The sequence below is a fragment of the Streptomyces sp. NPDC003032 genome (assembly GCF_053591415.1).
On sequence record NZ_JBSFTT010000071.1, the window covers coordinates 1 to 19464 of the forward strand.

A 19464-nucleotide genomic window follows, 5' to 3' on the forward strand; every position below is an offset into this window, starting at 1 on the left:
TGCACCCGTACTACGCCGCAGAACGCGGCCTGGTCGACGACGTCATCGACCCCGCCGAGACCCGCGAGGTCCTCATCAACTCCCTCGCGATGCTCAGCAACAAGCACGCCGACCTGCCCTCGCGCAAGCACGGCAACCCTCCGCAGTAGCGGCAACCACCGCGTCCGCGCCGCAGTAGCCCACAAGGAGAACGCTGCAGATGACACCCCCCGACATTCGCGTCGAAAAGGGCCACGCCGAGCCCGAGGAAGTCGCGGCCATCACCGCGATCCTGCTGGCCCGCGCCGCCGCCCGGCCCGCCGCCCCGGTCCGCCGCGGCCGTGACAAGGCCGGCTGGCGCCGCCTGGAGCGCACCCCGGGCTTCCGCGCCCCGCACAGCTGGCAGGGCTGACACACCGCTCCGTCCCGAGGCCCCGCCTTCCCCGCATCGGGAAGGCGGGGCCTCACGCGTCCCAGGACGGCGCCGGGACGTTCGTACGCGCCAGATGGTCCGCGGCCGACTCCGCCAGGGCCCGTACCGCCGGATGCCAGGGGCGGGCGCGCGGGCCGCTCAGGACCAGGCGGCGCGCGGCCCGGGGTGCCACCGGCAGCAGGACGAGGTCGGGCGGGACCAGGGAGCGGGAGGCCTCGGACAGGACGGTCACGCCGATGCCGGCCTGCACCATGCTGATCAGGGTGGCCAGGTCCCGTACCCGGTGAGCGGGGGCCATGCGCGCCCCGGCCAGTCGGTGCAGCTCGCGGACCCGCGACTCACAGCCACCCGGCGAGATCAGGAACGCGTCGTCCTCCAGGTCACGGACGTCGACGACCGTCTCGCCCGCGAGCGGGTGGTCGCGGGGGAGCAGCGCGCGGTAGCCGTCCAGGGCGAGCCGGATGCCGGGGCCCGGCGGCGGGTCGATCAGGACGGCGGCGTCGGCCGTGCCGTTCTCCAGCCACTGAGCGATCTCGGCGCTGTCGCCCTCGAAGACCCGCACGGTGATCCGCGGCTGGTCCTCGCGCCAGTGCCGCAGCAGAGCGGGCACCAGGCCCCGGCGGACCGTGGGGGTCGAGGCGAGCCGCACGGTGCCCGTCATGGCCCCGGCGGCGTCGGCCGCCACCTCCTCCAGCGACCGGACCGCCGACAGCGCGGTACGGGCGTACGGCAGGAGCCGCTCGCCGAGCACGGTGGGCCGCACCGGGGCCGACCGGATCAACAGCGGGGCGGCCAGTTCGCGTTCGAGGGAGGCCACGGCGTGCGACACCGCGGACTGGCTCATGCCGAGGTCGGCGGCGGCCGCGCTGAAACCGCCCGCGTCCACGACCGCCAGAAAGGCCCTGAGCTGCGGGAAGTTCACGGTCATGCGGCGGCCTCATACGTCTATGACAGCTATGCGTTGGATCAATGACACGGGCCGGGGCGAGGCTTGCCCCGAGCAAGCATCAGCACACGCACCGAGGAGAGCCATGCCGCACATCAGGGCCACCGTCACCGACCCCGACCTGCCCGCCGCCGTCCGGCGCGCCCTCGCCGAGGGCCTGACCGGCCTGGCGGTCTCGGCCCTCGGCAAGTCGAGCGCGCGCACGATCGTGCATCTCGACCTGGTTCCGGCCGACCGCTACTACGTCGGCGGCGATCCGCTGACCGGCGCCGCCCGCGACGCGCACCTGGAGGTCAGCATCACCGCGGGCACCAACAGCGCCGCGCAGAAGGCGGCCTTCATCACCGGAGCCGCCGCGCTCCTGACCGACCTCCTGGGACCGCTCGCCCGCGGCGGCGTCGCCCTGCACGAACTGCACGCCGAGAGCTACGGCTACCAGGGCGTGACCCAGTTCGACCACTACAGCCGGAACTGACGGAGGCGGGCGGGAAAAAGGTGGACGCTAGCGGAGCCGCGCCATCAGGGCGTGCTCGACCAGCGTGATCAGCGCGCTCTTCGCGTCCGCGCGGTGCCGTGCGTCCGTGGTGATGATCGGGGTGTCCGGGCCGATCTGCAGGGCCTCGCGGACCTCGTCCGGGGTGTACGGCTGGTGGCCGTCGAAGCCGTTGAGGGCGATGACGAACGGCAGCCCGGAGTTCTCGAAGTAGTCGACGGCGGGGAAGCAGTCGGCGAGCCGCCTCGTGTCGACCAGGACGACCGCGCCGATGGCGCCACGGACCAAGTCGTCCCACATGAACCAGAAGCGGTCCTGACCGGGCGTGCCGAAGAGGTACAGGATCAGGTCCTGATCCAGGGTGATGCGGCCGAAGTCCATGGCCACCGTCGTGGTGGTCTTGTCTCCGGTGTGGGTGAGGTCGTCGATGCCCGCGGACGCGGACGTCATGACGGCCTCGGTGCGCAGCGGGTTGATCTCAGAGACCGCCCCGACGAACGTGGTCTTGCCCACGCCGAAGCCGCCCGCCACCACGATTTTCGCGCTGGTGGTGGAGCGGGCTGTTGCTCCTCCGCTAGAGCTTGCGAAGTCCACTGAGCACCCTTTCGAGCAGTGTCACGTCTGGCTGGCCGCCGGCGGACTCGTCGCCGCCGGGCTGGTGGATGGCGACAAGTCCGGCCTCCGCCAGGTCGGCTACGAGGATTCGGGCGACGCCGAGGGGGATGGTGAGCAGTGCCGAGATCTCAGCGACTGACTTGATCTCGCGGCACAGATTGCAGATCCGCTGATGCTCGGGCAACTGGCCCTGCAACTGGTGCGGTTGTGCGGTGGTGTGCACCAGCGCCTCGATGGCGAGCTGGTAGCGCGGCCTGGTGCGGCCGCCCGTCATGGCGTACGGGCGCACCAGGGGGTTGCTCGCCGACCCGGCGGGCGCCGGTTCGGGGGCGCGCCGCTGGGGCTGCACGGGCTGGATACGGGGCGCGTGCGCCGGTGTGCCCTGGTCGTACGGGCGCGGGCCCGGCTGCTGGGGCTGCGCGTACGGCTGGCGACGGTGGCTCGGCGCGGAGGGGAAGTTGTACCTGTTCGGGCCGCCGTCGTGCTGACCACCCTGGCCATGGCCAGGGGACCAGTTCGCCGATGACGAACCGTCTGGGGGTGTTGCCACGTTTCTTCCTCCTCCGACTGTGCCGGGCACCATCACTGTGGAGCCGCGTCCCGAAACCTTACGGGCACGGGACGCGAAAACGCACCGTCTGTCTGTTAGTTGAGAAGGCTCCCCTGGAGCTCCGCGCGCAGGTCCGGCGTGAGGACGGTGCCCGCGCGATCGACAAGAAGTGCCATTTCGTACCCGACGAGGCCGATGTCCGCATCCGGGTGGGCGAGAACGGCGAGTGAGGAACCGTCGGAAATGGACATGATGAAGAGAAATCCTCGCTCCATCTCCACAACGGTCTGGGTCACCGCACCGCCCTCGAAGATCCGGGAGGCCCCGGCGGTGAGGGAGGTCAGCCCGGACGCGACGGCCGCGAGCTGATCGGCGCGGTCGCGGGGGAAGCCTTCGGACATCGCCAGAAGGAGTCCGTCGGCGGAGACCACCACTGTGTGGGACACCCCTGGGGTGTTGTCCACGAAGTTGGTGATCAACCAGTTCAGGTTCTGTGCCGCCTGGCTCATCGGGCTCACACTAACGCTCCTGGTTGTAGGTGCTATCAGGGCTGAAGCCCTGGCCATTCGTGTCACTGCTGGAGTTGCGGCCCCGCTGGACGCCGCGGCGCAGATTGCTCAGCCTGCCCCGTACTTCCTCGGGGTCGCGGGAGACCTGGGGGCCGCCCTGTGGGGTCTGTTCCGCGGTGCCCTCGACCAGATTGGCCTTGGGCACCCGCCGGGGGAGTCCGGACGAGGTGACCCCGCCCGCCTTCGGCTCCTTCAGGCGCTCGGCCCGCTGCCAGCGCTCGTCGTTGGACGAACGCCAGTCGTCGGGGCCGTTCTGGCCGCCTTGGTCGTCCTGGCCCTCGTTCCCGGCGGGAGCGCTGCCGTTGCCGCCGTTCCCGTTCGGGCCCGTGGAGCCCCGGCGGGGGAGACCCGCGTCGGTCATCTCGTGGACGACGGACGGTGCCGGTCCCGGCCGGTCGAAGCCTACGTGCTCGGCGCCGGCCGCGGGACCCTGTGCGGATTCCGCTTCCTGGCCGTACTCGGGCTGGTAGCCGTCGCCGTTGGGCCAGTCGTCCTGGCGGGACCGCTCCGGATACGAGAGCTGGGGGTCCTGGTAGCCGTCCTGCGCCGGGTAGTACTGCTCGTCGTACGCGGGGGCCTGGCCCTGGGCCTGCTGATCGTTGCCGTAACCGCCCTCGGCGTACTGACCGTTGGGGTACTGGCCGTTGGAGTTCTGGTCATCGGCGTACTGGTCGGTGGCGTACTGCTCACCGGCGTACTGCTCGTTCCCGTACGCGTTCTGGCCCTGGTCGTACGCGGCCTGCTGCTCGTCGTACGCGGGGGCGTGCTGCTGCTCGTACGCACCCGGCTGCGGCTGCTCATAGGCACCCGGCTGCGACTGCGGCTGCTGCGGCTGGACCTCGTCGCGGAAGAGCGGGCGGTTGCCGCCCGGCTGCTGGGCCTGCGCCTCAAGGGCGGCCCGGCGCTCCTCACGCATCAGCGAGCGGCCGACGGGGTCGAGCCCCGGCCCCTCGGCGCCGTCGCCGTGGTAGCGGCTGTCGTCGAAGCCCAGCTCCGCGGCCGTGCGCAGCGGCTCGGGCTCCAGGACCTGCTGCTCCGGGATGATCGAGGAGACGGTGAACTCGGAGTCGGGCGCCTGCTGTTCGCCACCGCCACCGTGCGTGATCCCGTCCGGCAGCATGACCAGCGAGGTCGTGCCCGCCTGCTCGCCCGAGGGGCGCAGCTGGACGCGGATGCCGTGCCGGTCGGAGAGCCGGCCGACCACGAACAGGCCCATGCGCTGGGATATCGCGGCGTCGACGGTCGGCGGGTTGGCCAGCTTGTGGTTGATGTCCGCGAAGTCCTCGGCGGTGAGGCCGATGCCCTTGTCGTGGATCTCGACCATGATGCGGCCGTCGGGGAGACGGGTCGCGGTGACGCGGACCTTGGTCTGCGGGGAGGAGAACGAGGTCGCGTTCTCCAGGAGCTCGGCGAGCAGGTGCACGAGGTCGGTCACGGCCAGGCCGTGGATCTCGGCCTCCGGTACGCCGGACAGCTCGATGCGCTCGTACTGCTCCACCTCGGAGGAGGCGGCGCGGAGCACGTCGACCAGCGGGACCGGCTGGTCCCAGCGGCGGCCCGGCTCCTCGCCGGCGAGGACCAGGAGGTTCTCGCCGTTGCGGCGCATACGGGTCGCCAGGTGGTCCAGGCGGAAGAGGGACTCCAGCTGGTCCGGGTCGGCCTCGTTGTTCTCCAGGTCGGTGATGAGGGTCAGCTGGCCCTCGATCAGCGACTGGTTGCGCTGGGAGAGGTTGGTGAAGATCGCGTTGATGTTGCCGCGGAGCAGCGCCTGCTCGGCGGCGAGCCGCACGGCCTCGCGGTGCACCTGGTCGAAGGCGCGGGCGACCTCGCCGATCTCGTCCGTGGAGGTGATCGGGATGGGCTGTACGCGGGTGTCGACGCGGCCCGGGTCGGTGCGCGAGAGCTGATCGACCAGCATCGGCAGGCGCTGCTCGGCGATGCCGAAGGCGGCGGTGCGCAGCTGGCGCATCGAGCGGGACATCTGGCGGGCCATCATCCCGGCCAGGATGAAGGCGGCGAGCAGCGCGATCACCACGATGGCGCCGGTGATGTACGCGTTGCGCTGCGCGGTGGCGGCGATGTCGGACGCCTCGTCCACGGCCTTGTCGGCGAGGTCCGACTCGATGGTGCGGTAGGCGTCGAACTTGGCGGTGGTGGTGGCCCACCAGGCCTGACGCGTGATGCCCTTGCCGGCCAGCTCGACCCGCGCACTCGGCTGCGTGCTCTCCAGGGTGGCGAGGGCGGCGACCATCTGCTCCTGGCTCGGCGCCGGTTTGGCCTGCTTCTCGGCGGCGTCCTTCAGTTCCTTCTTCGCCTGCTCCAGCTTGGCGACGTCCTCGGGGGTGCCGCCGCCGGTGTACTCCTCGATGGCGATGCGCTCCAGGTAGGCGTACGAGGAGAGCGAGGTGCGCTGGAGTGTGAGCGAGCCGGTGCCGGGACCCGGCTTGACCAGCAGGTGCGTGCCGAGGGACCGCTGCAGCGAGAGCGCGGCCTTGGAGAGCGAGATCGCGTAGACGGTGCGGCCGTAGCTGGTGATGTTGCCGGTGCCCAGACCGAGTTCGTTGGCGAACTCCATCAGGGGGTGCTGGATGGCGACGTAGCCCTCTTCGGTCTTCGCGCCGCTGAGCTTGGTGGTGTACGCGGCCTGGCGCAGCGGGGCCAGCTTCGGCTCCACCTTGTGGAAGGCGTCGAGACGACGGTTGAGGCCTTCCTTGTCCGGCATCTCCTCGGTGGCGTTCTTGAAGACGGCGGCCGCCTTGTCGGTGGCCTTGCGGGCCTTGAGGACGGCCGGGTCGTTGCGCTTGCCGTTCAGGAGAGGGACGGCGGAGATGTCGCGCTCTTCGATGAGGCGGTTGCCGTAGTCGAGGGAGGCCCGCACCAGGCGGGCGGTGTTCTCGGCGTCCTGGGCCTCGCTCCAGGTGTCGATGGAGCCCTTCACCTGGAAGCCGCCCATGACCAGGCCGACGAGCACGGGTATGAGGAGGATCGCGTTCAGTCTGGTCGGCACGCGCCAGTTGCGGGGGGACATGCGTCCACCGGAGGGCACCGGGGGCTCACTGCCGGGGCCGGCGCTCACATCGACGGGGGACGCCGCTGTGCGCGGCGGCGGGGTGAAGTTGCCCCGCGCGTCCCCGGTGGGGGGTGCCGCGGGGCTCGTCTTGCTTCGCCTCACTCGACCAACAACCTCTCGGCGGCGGCACTCACGTCGTGCCGCTGTCGTCTCCAAGGCCCGTGCTACTGGGCAGTTCAGCGCATTCCAGCACGTCAGGCGCCGCTCTTCCAAACAGTGGGAAGAGGAAGTTCCGAGTGGTGTAAGCCTCAGATAAATCGGTCATAAAGAGCGAGCCCCGCCAAAAGGCGGGGCTCTTGTGAGCACAGCGAGACCAGGCGACCGCGACGCGTGGCGGTCACCTGGTAATTCTCTGTCGAAACGTTATGAACACGGCGCGCGCCCGTGTCATAGGACACAGGTCACTCCGTATGGCCTACGACAACTGCCGTATAGACCTGCCTACTTGAGTCGTGCCATAAGTGCGTGCTCGACCAGCGTGATCAAGCCACTCTTTGCGTCTGCACGGTGTCGCGCGTCGGTGGTGATGATCGGCGTACCCGGGCCGATCTGGAGCGCCTCGCGGACCTCGTCCGGGGTGTACGGCTGGTGGCCGTCGAAGCCGTTGAGGGCGATGACGAACGGCAGCCCGGAGTTCTCGAAGTAGTCGACGGCCGGGAAGCAGTCGGCGAGCCGCCTCGTGTCCACCAGCACGACGGCGCCGATCGCACCGCGCACGAGGTCGTCCCACATGAACCAGAAGCGGTCCTGGCCCGGCGTACCGAAGAGGTACAGGATCAGGTCCTGGTCCAGGGTGATGCGGCCGAAGTCCATGGCGACGGTGGTCGTCGTCTTGTCCCCGGTGTGGGTGAGGTCGTCGATGCCCGCCGACGCGGACGTCATGACGGCCTCGGTGCGCAGCGGGTTGATCTCCGAGACGGCCCCGACGAACGTGGTCTTGCCCACGCCGAAGCCGCCCGCCACCACGATCTTGGCGGAGGTGGTGGAACGGCCTGAGTCCGAGCCGTTAGAGCTTGCGAAGTCCACTGAGCACCCTTTCGAGCAGTGTCACGTCAGGCTGGCCGCCGGCGGACTCGTCGCCGCCGGGCTGGTGGATGGCGACGAGCCCGGCCTCGGCCAGGTCCGCCACGAGGATCCGGGCCACACCGAGCGGCATCGACAGAAGGGCCGAGACCTCGGCCACCGACTTGACCTCACGGCACAGATGGCAGATCCGCTGGTGCTCGGGGAGCAGTCCCATCAGCTGGGCCGGATCGGCCGTGGTGCTCACCAGCGCCTCGATGGCGAGCTGGTAGCGGGGCCGGGTCCGGCCGCCGGTCATCGCATACGGACGCACCAGCGGCTGGTCGCCCTCCATTCCGTACGAGGCGTCGCCGTACGGGTTGTGAGAGGCGGTGGGCGGGGTCATGGATCCTCCGGGCGGGACAGCAGGTCATCTGCGTGTGCCGTCTGACAGAGCCGGTGGGGGCGAAAGGCGGCCGGACGGTTGGTCAGTACGTTCGGTCGGTGGGGCGGCCGAAGGGGCGAAGGCTTTCGGAGCCGGCTTCGGGAGCTAGTGCAGCAGGCTGCCCTGCAGCTCCGCGCGGAGGTCGGGGGTGAGGACGGCGCCCGCGCGGTCGACGAGCAGCGCCATCTCGTACCCGACGAGGCCGATGTCGCACTCGGGGTGCGCGAGCACGGCCAGGGACGAGCCGTCGGAGACCGACATGATGAAGAGGAACCCCCGCTCCATCTCCACCACGGTCTGGGTGACGGTGCCGCCCTCGAAGATCCGGGAGGCCCCGGCCGTGAGGGAGGTCAGCCCGGAGGCGACCGCGGCGAGCTGGTCGGCGCGGTCGCGCGGGAAGCCCTCGGACATGGCCAGAAGGAGGCCGTCGGCGGAGACCACGACCGTGTGGGACACCCCTGGGGTGTTGTCCACGAAGTTGGTGATCAACCAGTTCAGATTCTGTGCCGCCTGGCTCATCGGACTCAACTAACGCTCCTGCTGGTGAGTGGGGAAACTGCCGGTCTGGCCGGTACCGGCCTGGCGACCCTGCTGGATGCCCCGACGGAGATTCGTCAGCCGGCCGCGTACCTCTTCGGGCGCACGCGATACCTGCGGACCTGTGCTGTCCTGCTGCTGCTGTGCCGTGCCCGCGACCAGATTGGCCCGCGGGACGCGGCGCGGCAGTCCGGATGTGGTGATGCCGCCCGCGGTGGGCTGGCGGACGCGCTCGGCCTGGCGGCCCAGCTCGTCGTTGGGGGAGGAGCGCCAGCCGGCGGGGTTGCCGGGGTTGGCGCCGTTCTGGGAGCTCTGGGGGTTCTGGGCGCTGCCGTTGCCGGGTGCGGCGGGCGGCGCCTGGCGGGCCCGCGACGGCAGCGGACGCTGCCGGGCGGGACCCTGGGGCGCCTGCTGCTGGGCGGGGTCGGCGGAGCGGCCGCCGCCCTGGTGGCCGTGCTGGGCCTGCTGCTGGGCCTGCTGCTGTTCCTGCTGACGGCTCTGCTGCTCGGCCTGCGCCCGCTGGTTCTGCTGCTGCTGGAACCAGTTGGTCTCCAGCGTGTCGTACAGCGGCGTACGACCGTCACCGGGACCGGCGGCGGGCAGCAGGTCATCGGGCTGCGAGGAGGCGGGCTGCGGAGGCGTCGGCTGCTGTTCGGCGGGCTGCGGCCGCTGGGGGACGCCCTGCTGGGGATCGCCCTGGCCGCGGCGCGGGGCCGGCGGACGCGGCACGGTGTAGTCGGGCATCTCCCGAGTGCCGTGCTGCGCGGGCCCGTTGCCCTGGTTCGGCGACTGGCTCTGCGGCTGGTCCTGCGAGGGGCTCTGCTGCTGGTTCTGCTGCTGGTTCTGCTGCCCACCGTGCCGACCCTTGCGGCCCTGCGGGGCGTCGCTGTTGCCGCCGAAGACGTCGGAGCGTACGAACTGGCCGGTGCCCTGGTCCTGCGGGGCAGGGGCAGGGGCAGCCGTGCCGGGCGGCGGAGCGTCGAAGTCCGGGCGGGCGAACTCGGCCGTGGAGCCGGGACCCTGCCGGTCGTCCGGGGCCGCCGTGGGCTGCGCGAACTGACCGGTGGACTCGTGCTCCTCGTGACCGCGCGGGGCGTCGAAGGGCTCGCGCGGCACCTGCGGCTGCGCGTTCTCGTCGCTCCAGCTGGGCACGCGCGGCTGCGGATTGCCCCCGGGCAGCTCGGCACGCGGTCCTCCGCGAGGCGGCAGCTGAGGCCTGCGCGCCTGGTCACCGGCGTCGGCCGACGGGTTCAGAGCGTTCGTACGCTGCTGGGGAACCGGAGGCTGCTGCGCGCCGCCGCCACGGCCACCCTGCGGCGCCTGCGGCTGCTGAGCCTGCCGGCCCTGCTTCCCCTGAGGCGCGGCCGGCGGACGCTGCTGTCCGGCGTCCCGCGCGGGCAGCGCGGCCCGCGGACCCGAACCGGCGACCTGCGGACGCGGCGCACCGGGACCAAGCCGACCCGCTCCGCCCGGACCACCGGCACCCGGACCGCCGGGGCCCGCGCCGGGGCCACCGCCGAGCGCGGGACCACCACGGCCGGGGCCACCGGCCGGGCCAGGACCGCTGCCGAGCGCCGGACCGCCGTTGCCGGCACCGACCCCGCGGCGCGCGGCCGCGGCACCCGCGGCGGCCTGAGCCGCGGCGGGACCACCGGTCGGGCCGGGGGCACCGGGCTTGCCGGGAACCTTCTTGCCGCCCTGGGCGACGTCGACGGGCAGCATGACCAGCGCGGTCGTACCACCGGAGTCGGAGGGACGCAGCTGGATGCGGATGCCGTGGCGCTGCGAGAGGCGGCCGACCACGAACAGACCCATGCGGCGCGAGACGGAGACGTCCACGGTGGGCGGCGAGGCGAGCCGCTCGTTGATCGCGGCGAGGTCCTCGGGGGAGAGGCCGATGCCGGTGTCGTGGATCTCGATCAGGACGCGTCCGTCGGGCAGCGCGTGACCGGTGACCTTGACCTTGGTCTGCGGCGACGAGAACGACGTCGCGTTCTCGAGCAGCTCGGCGAGGAGGTGCACGAGGTCGTTGACGACGCGTCCCGCGCACTCGGTGGCGGGCACGGCGGAGAGTTCGATGCGCTCGTACTGCTCCACCTCGGACGCGGCGGCACGCAGCACGTCGACGAGCGGCACGGGCCGGGTCCAGCGGCGGCCGGGCTCTTCACCGGCGAGAACGAGGAGGTTCTCGCCGTTACGGCGCATGCGGGTCGCGAGGTGGTCGAGCTTGAAGAGCGAGGAGAGCTGGTCCGGGTCGGCCTCGCGGGACTCCAGCTCGGAGATGAGCGAGAGCTGGCGCTGGATGAGGCCCTGCGAGCGGCGCGAGAGGTTGGTGAACATCGCGTTGACGTTGCCCCGCAGGAGGGCCTGCTCGGCGGCGAGGCGGACGGCCTCGCGGTGCACGTCGTCGAAGGCCGCGGCCACCTGGCCGATCTCGTCCCGGGAGTGCACACCGACGGACTCGACGGAGGTGTCGACGTCCTGCGGGTCGGACTCGGAGAGCTGCTTGACCAGCTCGGGCAGGCGGTCCTGGGCGACCTTGGTCGCCGTGTCCTGGAGCCGGCGCAGCGAGCGGATCATGGAGCGGGCCACGACGAACGCGCCGACGAGCGAGACGCCGAGCACGAGCAGGATCAGCGCACCGTTGAGGATGGCCGACTGCTCGGACTCGTTGCGCAGCTCGCGGGCCTTCTGCTCCATCTCGCCGAGCAGCGTCAGCTCGATCTTGGACATCGCGTCGATCTTGGTGGCGTCGGTGTCGACCCAGTCCTTGTACGACCGCTTGTCCTGGAGCTTGATGCCGCCCTCCTGTTCGAGGACGCGCTTGGCGTACTCGTTGGCGGTCTTGATCGGGCCGTTGCCGCCGTCGAGGGGCTTGGTCAGCTCTTCCGCGTTGCCCGCGTAGATCTTGCTGAACGTCTGGAGCTGCGAGCGTTCCTTGTCGTTGGCGCTGAGGCCGAAGGTGCGGTCGGTCTCGGAGATCTTGCCGTACTGGGTGTCGTTCGCGGGCAGGGCGGCGGCGATGATCGCCCGCTGCACGGACGCGTACTCCTTGGCCGAGGAGAAGGCGGCCAGGGCGCGCGTGCGCTGGATCATGTCCGGGTTGCTGGTCGCCTGCGCCATGTCCTGCGACAGCGCGAGCAGCTGCTCGACGAGCTGGCTGTACGCCTCGACGGTCTGCGAGGTCGAGACGTCGTCGCTGTAGGCGTCCTTGCGGACCTTGTTGATGCCCTGGAGCTGCTGGGTGATCTGGACCGCGCTGTGCCGGACGCCGAGAAGGCCCTTCTCGCCGTCCGTGTCGTTCAGGTCCTGGGTCCCCTGGAGGAAGTTCCGGTAGACGCGGTCGGTCTTGTCGCGCGCGCCCTTGACCGTGTAGTCCGTGGCCTTCGCGCCGTGCGCGAGGGGGCCCGCGGACTTGTCGCGCTCCTCCTGGAGCGCGGCGGCCAGCGCGGTGGCCTGCTTGGTCATGTCGGTCAGCCGCTTCATGTTGTCAAGCTGCTGAATCTCGTCCAGGGACGAGTTGATGCGGAGCGCGCCGAGCGAGGTCGCGGTGATCACGGGGAGCGTGAGCAGGGAGACCAGGCGGGTGGAGATGCGCCAGTTGCGCAGGGCTATTCGCGGGCCGGGTCCGGTGGGCGACTTGGCTCCGGACGCACCCTTGCCCTTGCCTTTGGCGGGGGCGGTCGTCGGGCCGCTGCCCGTCACGGCCTGGCGCGCGGCGCCGGTTCCACCGCCGGGCGCGCCCGGGCCGGGGTTCTGGGCGTGCTGGGGCGAGGAGCCGCGGTCGGTCCCGCCGCGCTCCGGCTCCGCCGCGGAATCCCCTCGGCCGCGACCGGCCTGGGGAGACCCCTTGCCATCCCTCTTGAAACGTCCCTGCACTAGCGTCGCAACCTCTGGACCAGGCGTCCTGCCGGATAACGGCGGGACGGTGTCGGCGTCGTGGGGCGTCAGGCGCCCCATGGGTGGTCGTGAGTGACCGGCGCTGCTCCCCTCTTCCCGCCGCCACTCGGCGCTGCGTTGCGCCTCTGCGCGCCGGTTCGATCCCGCGGCGGTCCCGGGAATTCCAGCACAGTGCAGGATCTCCAACAAGGCCCGTGTGTCGCGCCGCGACCTACGTGACGCCGCGTGAGTGAGGGGTCACGAGACGTAGAAAGTGATCTGGGAGAAAACGGACCCATCCCCGCAAAGGCGCTGCCGGGAGGGGGTGTCCCAGTCTTCATGATCAGGAGCGGAATGGTGCCTTCAGTGGCGCAATGTCCGTTTCCAAGTAGTGGGCGGGCGGTGCGCTTTGACCCTTTTGCCCGCTCCGTCGTGAGCAAACTCACATGAAGATCATGGCTTCTTCCGGACTTTCGCCGGGAATTGGATGTTTAGCCTGACGCTTTACAGGGATGGCGAGACCGACAAGCCGCGTCCGTCAGAGGACGCCTCAACCGACAGGGCCTGAACACCAGATGAAGACCGTGAAGTCGACGATGTTCCGCAACATAGCCAACCCGCGCCGCACCACCCTCGCGCACCTCAAGGACGCCGACGACGTCCAGCGCGCCCCCGAGCAGCCGCAGCACGCCGTGGAACTCCCGGCCCAGACGGCCAACCCCAAGCGCACGATCCTCATGGACGCCCCGGAGGCATTCAGCCCGTCCGGCGCCTGAGGGCGAGCCGCGCAGCGGCGACAGGCACCGCTCACCCGAGGCAGGGTCACACGCAGGCCGCAGGCCCCCGCGTTAGCCTGGAGTGTCACACTCCAACCATCCCAGCAAGGGGCTAAGGCTCACGTGCGCATCGCCAGGTTCTCCATCGACGGCAATGTCGCTTTCGGCGCGGTCGAGGGCGACAAACCGGACGAACTCGTCGTCGACATCATCAAGGGCAGTCCCTACGTCGCCGACTTCGAGCTGAGCGGTGTCAAGGTCCCGCTGAGCAAGGTCCGGCTCCTGCCGCCCGTCATCGGCCACAAGATCGTGGCCTTCGGCCGCAACTACGGGGAGCACGCGAAGGAGCTCGGCAACGACGTCCCCGACGTCCCGTTCGCCTTCTTCAAGCCCGCGACGTCGATGATCGGCTCCGGCGACGCCATCACGTACCCCTCGTTCTCCGAGGAGCTGCACCACGAGGCCGAGCTGGCCGTGGTCATCGGCCGCATGTGCCGTGAGGTCCCCCGCGAGCGGGTCAAGGACGTGATCTTCGGCTACACCTGCGCGAACGACGTCACCGCACGCGACGTGCAGCGCCGCGAGAAGCAGTGGGCCCGCGCCAAGGGCTTCGACAGCTCCTGCCCGCTCGGCCCCTGGGTGGAGACGGACATCGACCTGGCCGCCGCCAACGACCTCACCATCCAGTGCACGGTCAACGGTCAGCAGCGCCAGCTCGGCCGCACCAGCGAGATGATCCACTCCATCGAGGATCTGATCGTGAACATCACCGAGGCCATGACGCTGCTCCCCGGCGACGTCATCCTCACGGGCACCCCGGCAGGCGTCGGGCCCCTCAACGTCGGCGACGAGGTCGCCGTCACCATCGAAGGCATCGGCACTCTCACCAACAAGGTGATCAAGCGTGGCTAACGCGACTCCCGGCGACACCGTCCGGGTACGTTTCTGTCCCTCCCCGACCGGCAACCCCCACGTGGGCCTGGTCCGTACCGCCCTGTTCAACTGGGCCTACGCCCGGCACAACGGCGGCAGCCTGGTCTTCCGCATCGAGGACACCGACGCGGCTCGCGACTCGGAGGAGTCGTACGAGCAGCTGCTCGACTCGATGCGCTGGCTGGGCTTCGACTGGGACGAGGGCCCCGAGATCGGCGGCCCGCACGCGCCGTACCGCCAGTCGCAGCGCATGGACGTCTACAAGGACGTCGCCGCCAAGCTCCTGGACGCCGGCCACGCCTACCCCTGCTACTGCACCACCGAGGAGCTGGACACCCGCCGCGAGGCCGCCCGCGCCGCCGGCAAGCCGTCCGGTTACGACGGCCACTGCCGCGCGCTGACCGGCGAGCAGGTCGAGGCGTACGAGGCCGAAGGCCGTAAGCACATCGTCCGCTTCCGCATGCCGGACGAGGCGACCACCTTCACCGACCTGGTCCGCGGCGAGATCACGGTCCAGCCGGAGAACGTCACCGACTACGGCATCGTGCGCGCCAATGGCGCCCCGCTGTACACCCTGGTCAACCCGGTCGACGACGCCCTGATGGAGATCACCCACGTCCTGCGCGGCGAGGACCTGCTCTCCTCCACGCCCCGGCAGATCGCCCTCTACAAGGCGCTGATCGAGCTGGGCATCGCCCAGCGGATCCCCGCGTTCGGCCACCTGCCGTACGTGATGGGCGAGGGCAACAAGAAGCTCTCCAAGCGCGACCCGCAGGCGTCCCTCAACATCTACCGCGAGCGCGGCTTCCTCCCCGAGGGCCTGCTGAACTACCTGTCCCTCCTGGGCTGGTCGTTCTCCGCGGACCAGGACGTCTTCTCGATGTCCGACATGGTCGCGAGGTTCGACGTGGCGGACGTGAACCCGAACCCCGCCCGCTTCGACCTGAAGAAGGCCGAGGCGATCAACGCCGACCACATCCGCATGCTGGACGTGAAGACCTTCGCCGAGGCCTGCGAGCCCTGGCTGAAGGCCCCGCACGCCAACTGGGCCCCCGAGGACTTCGACGGGGCGGCCTGGGCGGCCATCGCCCCGCACGCCCAGACGCGCCTCAAGGTCCTCTCCGAGATCACGGCCAACGTCGACTTCCTGTTCCTGCCGGAGCCGGTCTTCGACGAGCCGAGCTGGACGAAGGCCATGAAGGAGGGCTCCGACGCCCTCCTGCGCACGGCCCGCGCCAAGCTGGAGGCGGCCGACTGGACCTCCCCCGACTCCCTCAAGGAGGCCGTCCTGGCCGCCGGCGAGGAGCACGGCCTCAAGCTGGGCAAGGCCCAGGCCCCGGTCCGCGTCGCCGTCACCGGCCGCACGATCGGCCTGCCCCTCTTCGAGTCCCTGGAGATCCTGGGCAAGGAGAAGACCCTGACCCGCATCGACGCGGCCCTGGCGAAGCTCACCGCCTGATCCGCCGGTACGCGAAGGAAGGGCCCGGAAGCCGAGACGGCTCCCGGGCCCTTCGCATACCGTCGGTGCCATGCCCGTCAAAGCCATGCCCATCAAAGCCGTGGTCTGGGACATCGATGACACGATCTTCGACTACGCGCGCGCCGACACCACCGGCATGCACGCGCATCTGACGGCCGAGGGGCTCCTGGAGCGGTACGAGTCGGCCGAGCGCGCCCTTGAGCGCTGGCGGCACCTCACCGAGCTGCACTGGGCCCGCTTCGGCGCCGGAGGGGTCACCTTCGAGGCGCAGCGCCGCGGCCGCGTGCGCGACTTCCTGGACGCCCCGGGGCTGAGCGACGCGGACGCCGACGCGTGGTTCCACCGTTACGTCGGTCACTACGAATCGGCCTGGTCGCTCTTCCCCGACACCCTGCCCACCCTGGACGCCCTCGCCGACGGCTACCGCCACGCGGTCCTGTCCAACTCCGCCCTAGTCGTCCAGGACCGCAAGCTGCGCCTCCTCGGCGTGCGCGACCGCTTCGAGGCCGTCCTGTGCGCCGCCGACCTCGGCGCCTCCAAGCCCGCCGCCGAGGCCTTCCACGCGGTCTGTACGACACTGGAGCTGGCCCCCGCCGAGATCGCCTACGTCGGTGACCAGCCGGAGATCGACGCCAGGGGCGCCCGTGACGCGGGCCTCCTCGGGATCTGGCTCGACCGCAACGGCACAGTGCGGGAAGGCCCCTCGGGCGTACACCGCATCACGCGCCTCTCCGAGCTTCCCGCCCTGCTGCGGACGGATACCCGTTTTGGAGCGCCGTCCACCTTCGGGTAATGTTCTTTCTGCGCCGCCCGAGAAGGCCGAAAGGTCCGGCAGGGAAGCGCAAGTCAAACAAAATCCCCACAGGGGGTTGCGCTTTGATGGCCTATGGTGTAATTGGCAGCACGACGGTTTCTGGTTCCGTTAGTCTAGGTTCGAGTCCTGGTAGGCCAGCTCGCAGAGCTCATCTGCAAATGTGGATCATGTCCACGAAGCCCCCGTTGTGTAGCGGCCTAGCACGCCGCCCTCTCAAGGCGGTAGCGCCGGTTCGAATCCGGTCGGGGGTACAGATCCTTCCCACGGGAACAGATCGGGTCGCACCCACTGTTCCTGATGCAGGATCGCTAGGGCCCCCGTTGTGTAGCGGCCTAGCACGCCGCCCTCTCAAGGCGGTAGCGCCGGTTCGAATCCGGTCGGGGGTACTGCTGGTCACGGACTCTGGTCTAGACCACATTGGGCTATGGTGTAATTGGCAGCACGACGGTTTCTGGTTCCGTTAGTTTAGGTTCGAGTCCTGGTAGCCCAGCTGGATCAAGTGAAGAAGCAAGATCCTTGCCCCCGTTGTGTAGCGGCCTAGCACGCCGCCCTCTCAAGGCGGTAGCGCCGGTTCGAATCCGGTCGGGGGTACAGAAACGGCAAGGGGCCTTCCCGCTGGGAGGGCCCCTTCGTCATCCCTCCGTACTCCCTTGGGCGTAGCGGCGGTTGGACTCCTCCGCCTGCGCGATCCGGCGCAGGGCGAGCAGCACCGGCTCGTACAGCACCGTGAGCGCCACCGCCGCCTCCAGCTGCTCGTCGGGCGACTCGTACCGCTCGATCAAGTCCAGGTCGGACACGGCGAGTTGGTGACCCGAGCGGGCATAGGGCGCCAAGTCCTCGACGGCGCACGGGTATCCGAGCCGCGCCAGCGTCCCGACGGCGGTCACCAGCATCCGGTACGCCGGTGACTCGGCCGCGTAACCCAGGGCGTTCTCCCAGCCGAGCCGGGCGAGCAGCGCGTCCACCGTACGGCGCGCCTCCTCCTGCGCCGCGTCGTCCCCGGCGGGCTCCAAACCGTGCGGCAGGGCCCATACGGCCGTGCCGAGCCGGGAGTTGTGGTCCAGGGACTCGTCCTCCAGGGCGGCCAGCACCTCCCGCGCCGACGCGATCGGCACCCGGCCCACCTGGATCAGCGCCCGCACCAGCCGCAGCCGCTGGAGATGGGCGTCGTCGTACTCGGCCTGGGTCGCCGTCACGCGGCGGCCCGGCGGCAGCAGTCCCTCGCGCAGGTAGTACTTGATCGTGGCCGTGGGAACCCCGCTGCGCCGGCTCAGCTCCGCCAGTCTCATCGGCTCGTACCCCTCTTGCGTCCGCCCTTGCGTCTCCCTTTGGGGAGTGGCACTATCCAATCATGGATAGCGAGGCTATCCAATGTTCGGCCAGGGCTCTACCAAGGGGGAACCGTCATGAGCGACAAGCCGATCGAAGGACGCATGACCGCCGAGGCGACGGGTGATGTGGTCGTCTTCCACATCGGGATGCGCATCAACAAATTCGTTGCCGTGCGCAGCTGGTGGCCCGTCTTCCTGGCCATGCCGCGCATGCTCAAGGAACTGTCGAAGGACCCGCAGAGTGGGATGCTCGGATTCCGGCTGCTGCTCGGCGGGCCGCGTCTGCTGTACCTCGTCCAGTACTGGGAGTCGCAGGAGAAGCTGCTGGCCTACTCGGCGGCGCAGGACAAGGCCCACCGGCCCGCGTGGGCGGCCTTCAACCGGCGTGTCCGGGAAGGCAAGGGGAAGGTCGGCTTCTGGCACGAGACGTATGTCGTGCCGGCCGGCGCGCATGAGGCGGTGTACCTCAACATGCCGGAGTTCGGCCTGGGGAAGGCCACCGGTGTGATCCCGGTGGGCCGGCGCGGGGAGCGGGCGGCCGATCGCCTCGGGGCGGCCTGAGGGATTTCACGGGGGAGTACGCGTCCGGAGGGGCCGCCGCGGCGTTGGGGCGGCCCCTCCGGTGCACGTCCGTCAGCTGGAGCGGCGCAGGGCCTCGGAGAGGCGGCCTGCCGCGTCGATGACCGCCTGGGCGTGCATGCGGCCCGGGTGGCGGGTCAGGCGCTCGATCGGTCCGGAGACCGAGACGGCGGCGACCACGCGGTTCGAGGGGCCCCGCACCGGCGCGGAGACGGACGCGACGCCCGGCTCCCGCTCACCGATCGACTGGGCCCAGCCCCGGCGGCGTACTCCCGAAAGGGCCGTCGCCGTGAAGCGGGCGCCCTGGAGGCCGCGGTGCAGGCGCTCCGGCTCCTCCCAGGCCATCAGGATCTGGGCGGACGAGCCCGCCTTCATGGTGAGCGTCGAGCCGACCGGGACGGTGTCCCGCAGGCCCGAGAGGCGCTCCGCCGCCGCCACGCAGATACGCATGTCGCCCTGGCGGCGGTAGAGCTGCGCGCTCTCGCCCGTCACGTCGCGCAGATGCGTGAGGACCGGGCCCGCCGTGGCGAGCAGGCGGTCCTCGCCCGCCGCCGCCGCGAGCTCGGAGAGGCGCGGGCCGAGAATGAAACGGCCCTGCATGTCCCGCGCCACCATCCGGTGGTGTTCCAGTGCCACGGCCAGTCGGTGGGCCGTGGGTCGTGCGAGTCCGGTGGCCGCGACCAACCCCGCGAGGGTGGCCGGACCGGACTCCAGGGCGCTCAGGACGAGAGCCGCCTTGTCGAGAACGCCGACGCCGCTAGAGTTGTCCATGCGTCGATACTTGCGTCTCACTCTGTGAAACGCAAGTTCAATTTTCCGTGGAACGCGCCACTCTGTACGAGCGATCCGCGGACAACGGATTTCGCAGCCGACGTGCGGTACGAGGGGTACGCGCGTCGGCGAACAGATTCTCTAGTTGGGCCGGCGATGCGGCCGGTCGGAGGGAAAGCGATGGGTAGGACACTCGCGGAGAAGGTCTGGGACGACCATGTCGTCCGGCGCGCCGAGGGCGAGCCCGACCTCCTCTACATCG

Annotated in this window: 19 protein-coding genes and 5 tRNA genes; 13 read left to right on the forward strand and 11 right to left on the reverse strand. The window is 70.4% G+C overall.

Annotated features, from left to right (window positions below; genetic code table 11):
- Both ACWDZ7_RS40945 and ACWDZ7_RS40950 read left to right on the forward strand, forming a co-directional pair.
- Positions 1-149, forward strand: a 149-nt coding sequence (locus tag ACWDZ7_RS40945) for a carboxyl transferase domain-containing protein (protein ID WP_451803860.1), incomplete at its 5' end; no start/stop codon positions are given.
- A gap of 50 nt (positions 150-199) precedes the next feature.
- Complete coding sequence (locus tag ACWDZ7_RS40950) at positions 200-391, forward strand: acyl-CoA carboxylase subunit epsilon (protein ID WP_451803850.1); 192 nt, start codon at positions 200-202, stop codon at positions 389-391.
- Between the two features lie 52 nt (positions 392-443).
- On the opposite strand, the gene ACWDZ7_RS40955 is transcribed toward ACWDZ7_RS40950, so the two are convergent.
- Positions 444-1340, reverse strand: a complete 897-nt coding sequence (locus ACWDZ7_RS40955) for a LysR family transcriptional regulator (RefSeq protein ID WP_451803851.1) — start codon at positions 1338-1340, stop codon at positions 444-446.
- 103 nt (positions 1341-1443) lie between these two features.
- Between ACWDZ7_RS40955 and ACWDZ7_RS40960 the strand changes: the two genes are divergently transcribed.
- On the forward strand, positions 1444-1833 hold the full coding sequence (locus ACWDZ7_RS40960) for a tautomerase family protein (protein ID WP_451803852.1): 390 nt from the start codon (positions 1444-1446) through the stop codon (positions 1831-1833).
- 27 nt (positions 1834-1860) lie between these two features.
- Here ACWDZ7_RS40960 and ACWDZ7_RS40965 read toward each other — a convergent pair whose 3' ends face one another.
- From ACWDZ7_RS40965 to ACWDZ7_RS41000, 8 genes are all read right to left on the reverse strand, one after another.
- Positions 1861-2445: a GTP-binding protein gene (locus ACWDZ7_RS40965; RefSeq protein WP_030361923.1), complete on the reverse strand. Its 585-nt coding sequence runs from the start codon at positions 2443-2445 to the stop codon at positions 1861-1863.
- Positions 2426-3016 (reverse strand): DUF742 domain-containing protein, encoded by a 591-nt coding sequence (locus ACWDZ7_RS40970; protein WP_451515745.1) that lies wholly within the window; start codon positions 3014-3016, stop codon positions 2426-2428. Before ACWDZ7_RS40970 ends, ACWDZ7_RS40965 begins: the two co-directional genes overlap by 20 nt.
- Positions 3017-3111: 95 nt before the next feature.
- Positions 3112-3525, reverse strand: coding sequence for a roadblock/LC7 domain-containing protein (locus ACWDZ7_RS40975; RefSeq protein ID WP_062779227.1), 414 nt, complete (start codon positions 3523-3525; stop codon positions 3112-3114).
- A 10-nt stretch (positions 3526-3535) separates the two neighbouring features.
- Complete coding sequence (locus ACWDZ7_RS40980; protein WP_451803853.1) at positions 3536-6757, reverse strand: nitrate- and nitrite sensing domain-containing protein; 3222 nt, start codon at positions 6755-6757, stop codon at positions 3536-3538.
- Positions 6758-7096: 339 nt separating this feature from the next.
- Entirely contained in the window at positions 7097-7681 is a 585-nt protein-coding gene (locus tag ACWDZ7_RS40985; protein WP_369211452.1) for a GTP-binding protein, read from the reverse strand.
- Positions 7662-8063 carry a DUF742 domain-containing protein gene (locus tag ACWDZ7_RS40990; RefSeq protein WP_062779230.1) on the reverse strand — a complete coding sequence of 134 codons (402 nt, stop codon included), beginning with the start codon at positions 8061-8063 and terminating at the stop codon, positions 7662-7664. The genes ACWDZ7_RS40985 and ACWDZ7_RS40990 overlap by 20 nt, the downstream gene beginning before the upstream one ends.
- A 144-nt stretch (positions 8064-8207) precedes the next feature.
- Positions 8208-8621, reverse strand: a complete 414-nt coding sequence (locus tag ACWDZ7_RS40995; protein ID WP_030787430.1) for a roadblock/LC7 domain-containing protein — start codon at positions 8619-8621, stop codon at positions 8208-8210.
- A gap of 9 nt (positions 8622-8630) precedes the next feature.
- Positions 8631-12518 carry a nitrate- and nitrite sensing domain-containing protein gene (locus tag ACWDZ7_RS41000; protein WP_451803854.1) on the reverse strand — a complete coding sequence of 1296 codons (3888 nt, stop codon included), beginning with the start codon at positions 12516-12518 and terminating at the stop codon, positions 8631-8633.
- Between the two features lie 575 nt (positions 12519-13093).
- On the opposite strand from ACWDZ7_RS41000, the gene ACWDZ7_RS41005 reads away from it, so the two are divergent.
- The 9 genes from ACWDZ7_RS41005 (at position 13094) to ACWDZ7_RS41045 (ending at position 17112) form a co-directional block, all read left to right on the forward strand.
- Positions 13094-13294, forward strand: a complete 201-nt coding sequence (locus ACWDZ7_RS41005; RefSeq protein ID WP_451803855.1) for a hypothetical protein — start codon at positions 13094-13096, stop codon at positions 13292-13294.
- Between the two features lie 123 nt (positions 13295-13417).
- A complete protein-coding gene (locus tag ACWDZ7_RS41010) occupies positions 13418-14206 on the forward strand; it encodes a fumarylacetoacetate hydrolase family protein (RefSeq protein WP_451803856.1) in 789 nt (262 codons plus the stop codon).
- Entirely contained in the window at positions 14199-15686 is a 1488-nt protein-coding gene (gltX, locus tag ACWDZ7_RS41015) for a glutamate--tRNA ligase (protein ID WP_451803857.1), read from the forward strand. Before ACWDZ7_RS41010 ends, gltX begins: the two co-directional genes overlap by 8 nt.
- 85 nt (positions 15687-15771) lie before the next feature.
- Positions 15772-16500 (forward strand): HAD family hydrolase, encoded by a 729-nt coding sequence (locus tag ACWDZ7_RS41020; protein WP_451803861.1) that lies wholly within the window; start codon positions 15772-15774, stop codon positions 16498-16500.
- Between the two features lie 87 nt (positions 16501-16587).
- A tRNA-Gln gene (locus ACWDZ7_RS41025) sits at positions 16588-16659 on the forward strand.
- A gap of 40 nt (positions 16660-16699) precedes the next feature.
- A tRNA-Glu gene (locus tag ACWDZ7_RS41030) sits at positions 16700-16772 on the forward strand.
- A 62-nt stretch (positions 16773-16834) separates the two neighbouring features.
- Positions 16835-16907 (forward strand) — tRNA-Glu (locus tag ACWDZ7_RS41035).
- A 32-nt stretch (positions 16908-16939) separates the two neighbouring features.
- Positions 16940-17011 (forward strand) — tRNA-Gln (locus ACWDZ7_RS41040).
- A gap of 28 nt (positions 17012-17039) precedes the next feature.
- Positions 17040-17112, forward strand: a tRNA-Glu gene (locus tag ACWDZ7_RS41045).
- A gap of 41 nt (positions 17113-17153) precedes the next feature.
- On the opposite strand, the gene ACWDZ7_RS41050 is transcribed toward ACWDZ7_RS41045, so the two are convergent.
- On the reverse strand, positions 17154-17810 hold the full coding sequence (locus tag ACWDZ7_RS41050; RefSeq protein ID WP_451803858.1) for a MerR family transcriptional regulator: 657 nt from the start codon (positions 17808-17810) through the stop codon (positions 17154-17156).
- A gap of 117 nt (positions 17811-17927) precedes the next feature.
- Between ACWDZ7_RS41050 and ACWDZ7_RS41055 the strand changes: the two genes are divergently transcribed.
- Positions 17928-18413, forward strand: coding sequence for a DUF4188 domain-containing protein (locus ACWDZ7_RS41055; RefSeq protein ID WP_451803859.1), 486 nt, complete (start codon positions 17928-17930; stop codon positions 18411-18413).
- 72 nt (positions 18414-18485) lie between these two features.
- Here ACWDZ7_RS41055 and ndgR read toward each other — a convergent pair whose 3' ends face one another.
- On the reverse strand, positions 18486-19202 hold the full coding sequence (gene ndgR, locus ACWDZ7_RS41060) for an IclR family transcriptional regulator NdgR (RefSeq protein ID WP_451515754.1): 717 nt from the start codon (positions 19200-19202) through the stop codon (positions 18486-18488).
- Positions 19203-19464: the final 262 nt, after the last annotated feature.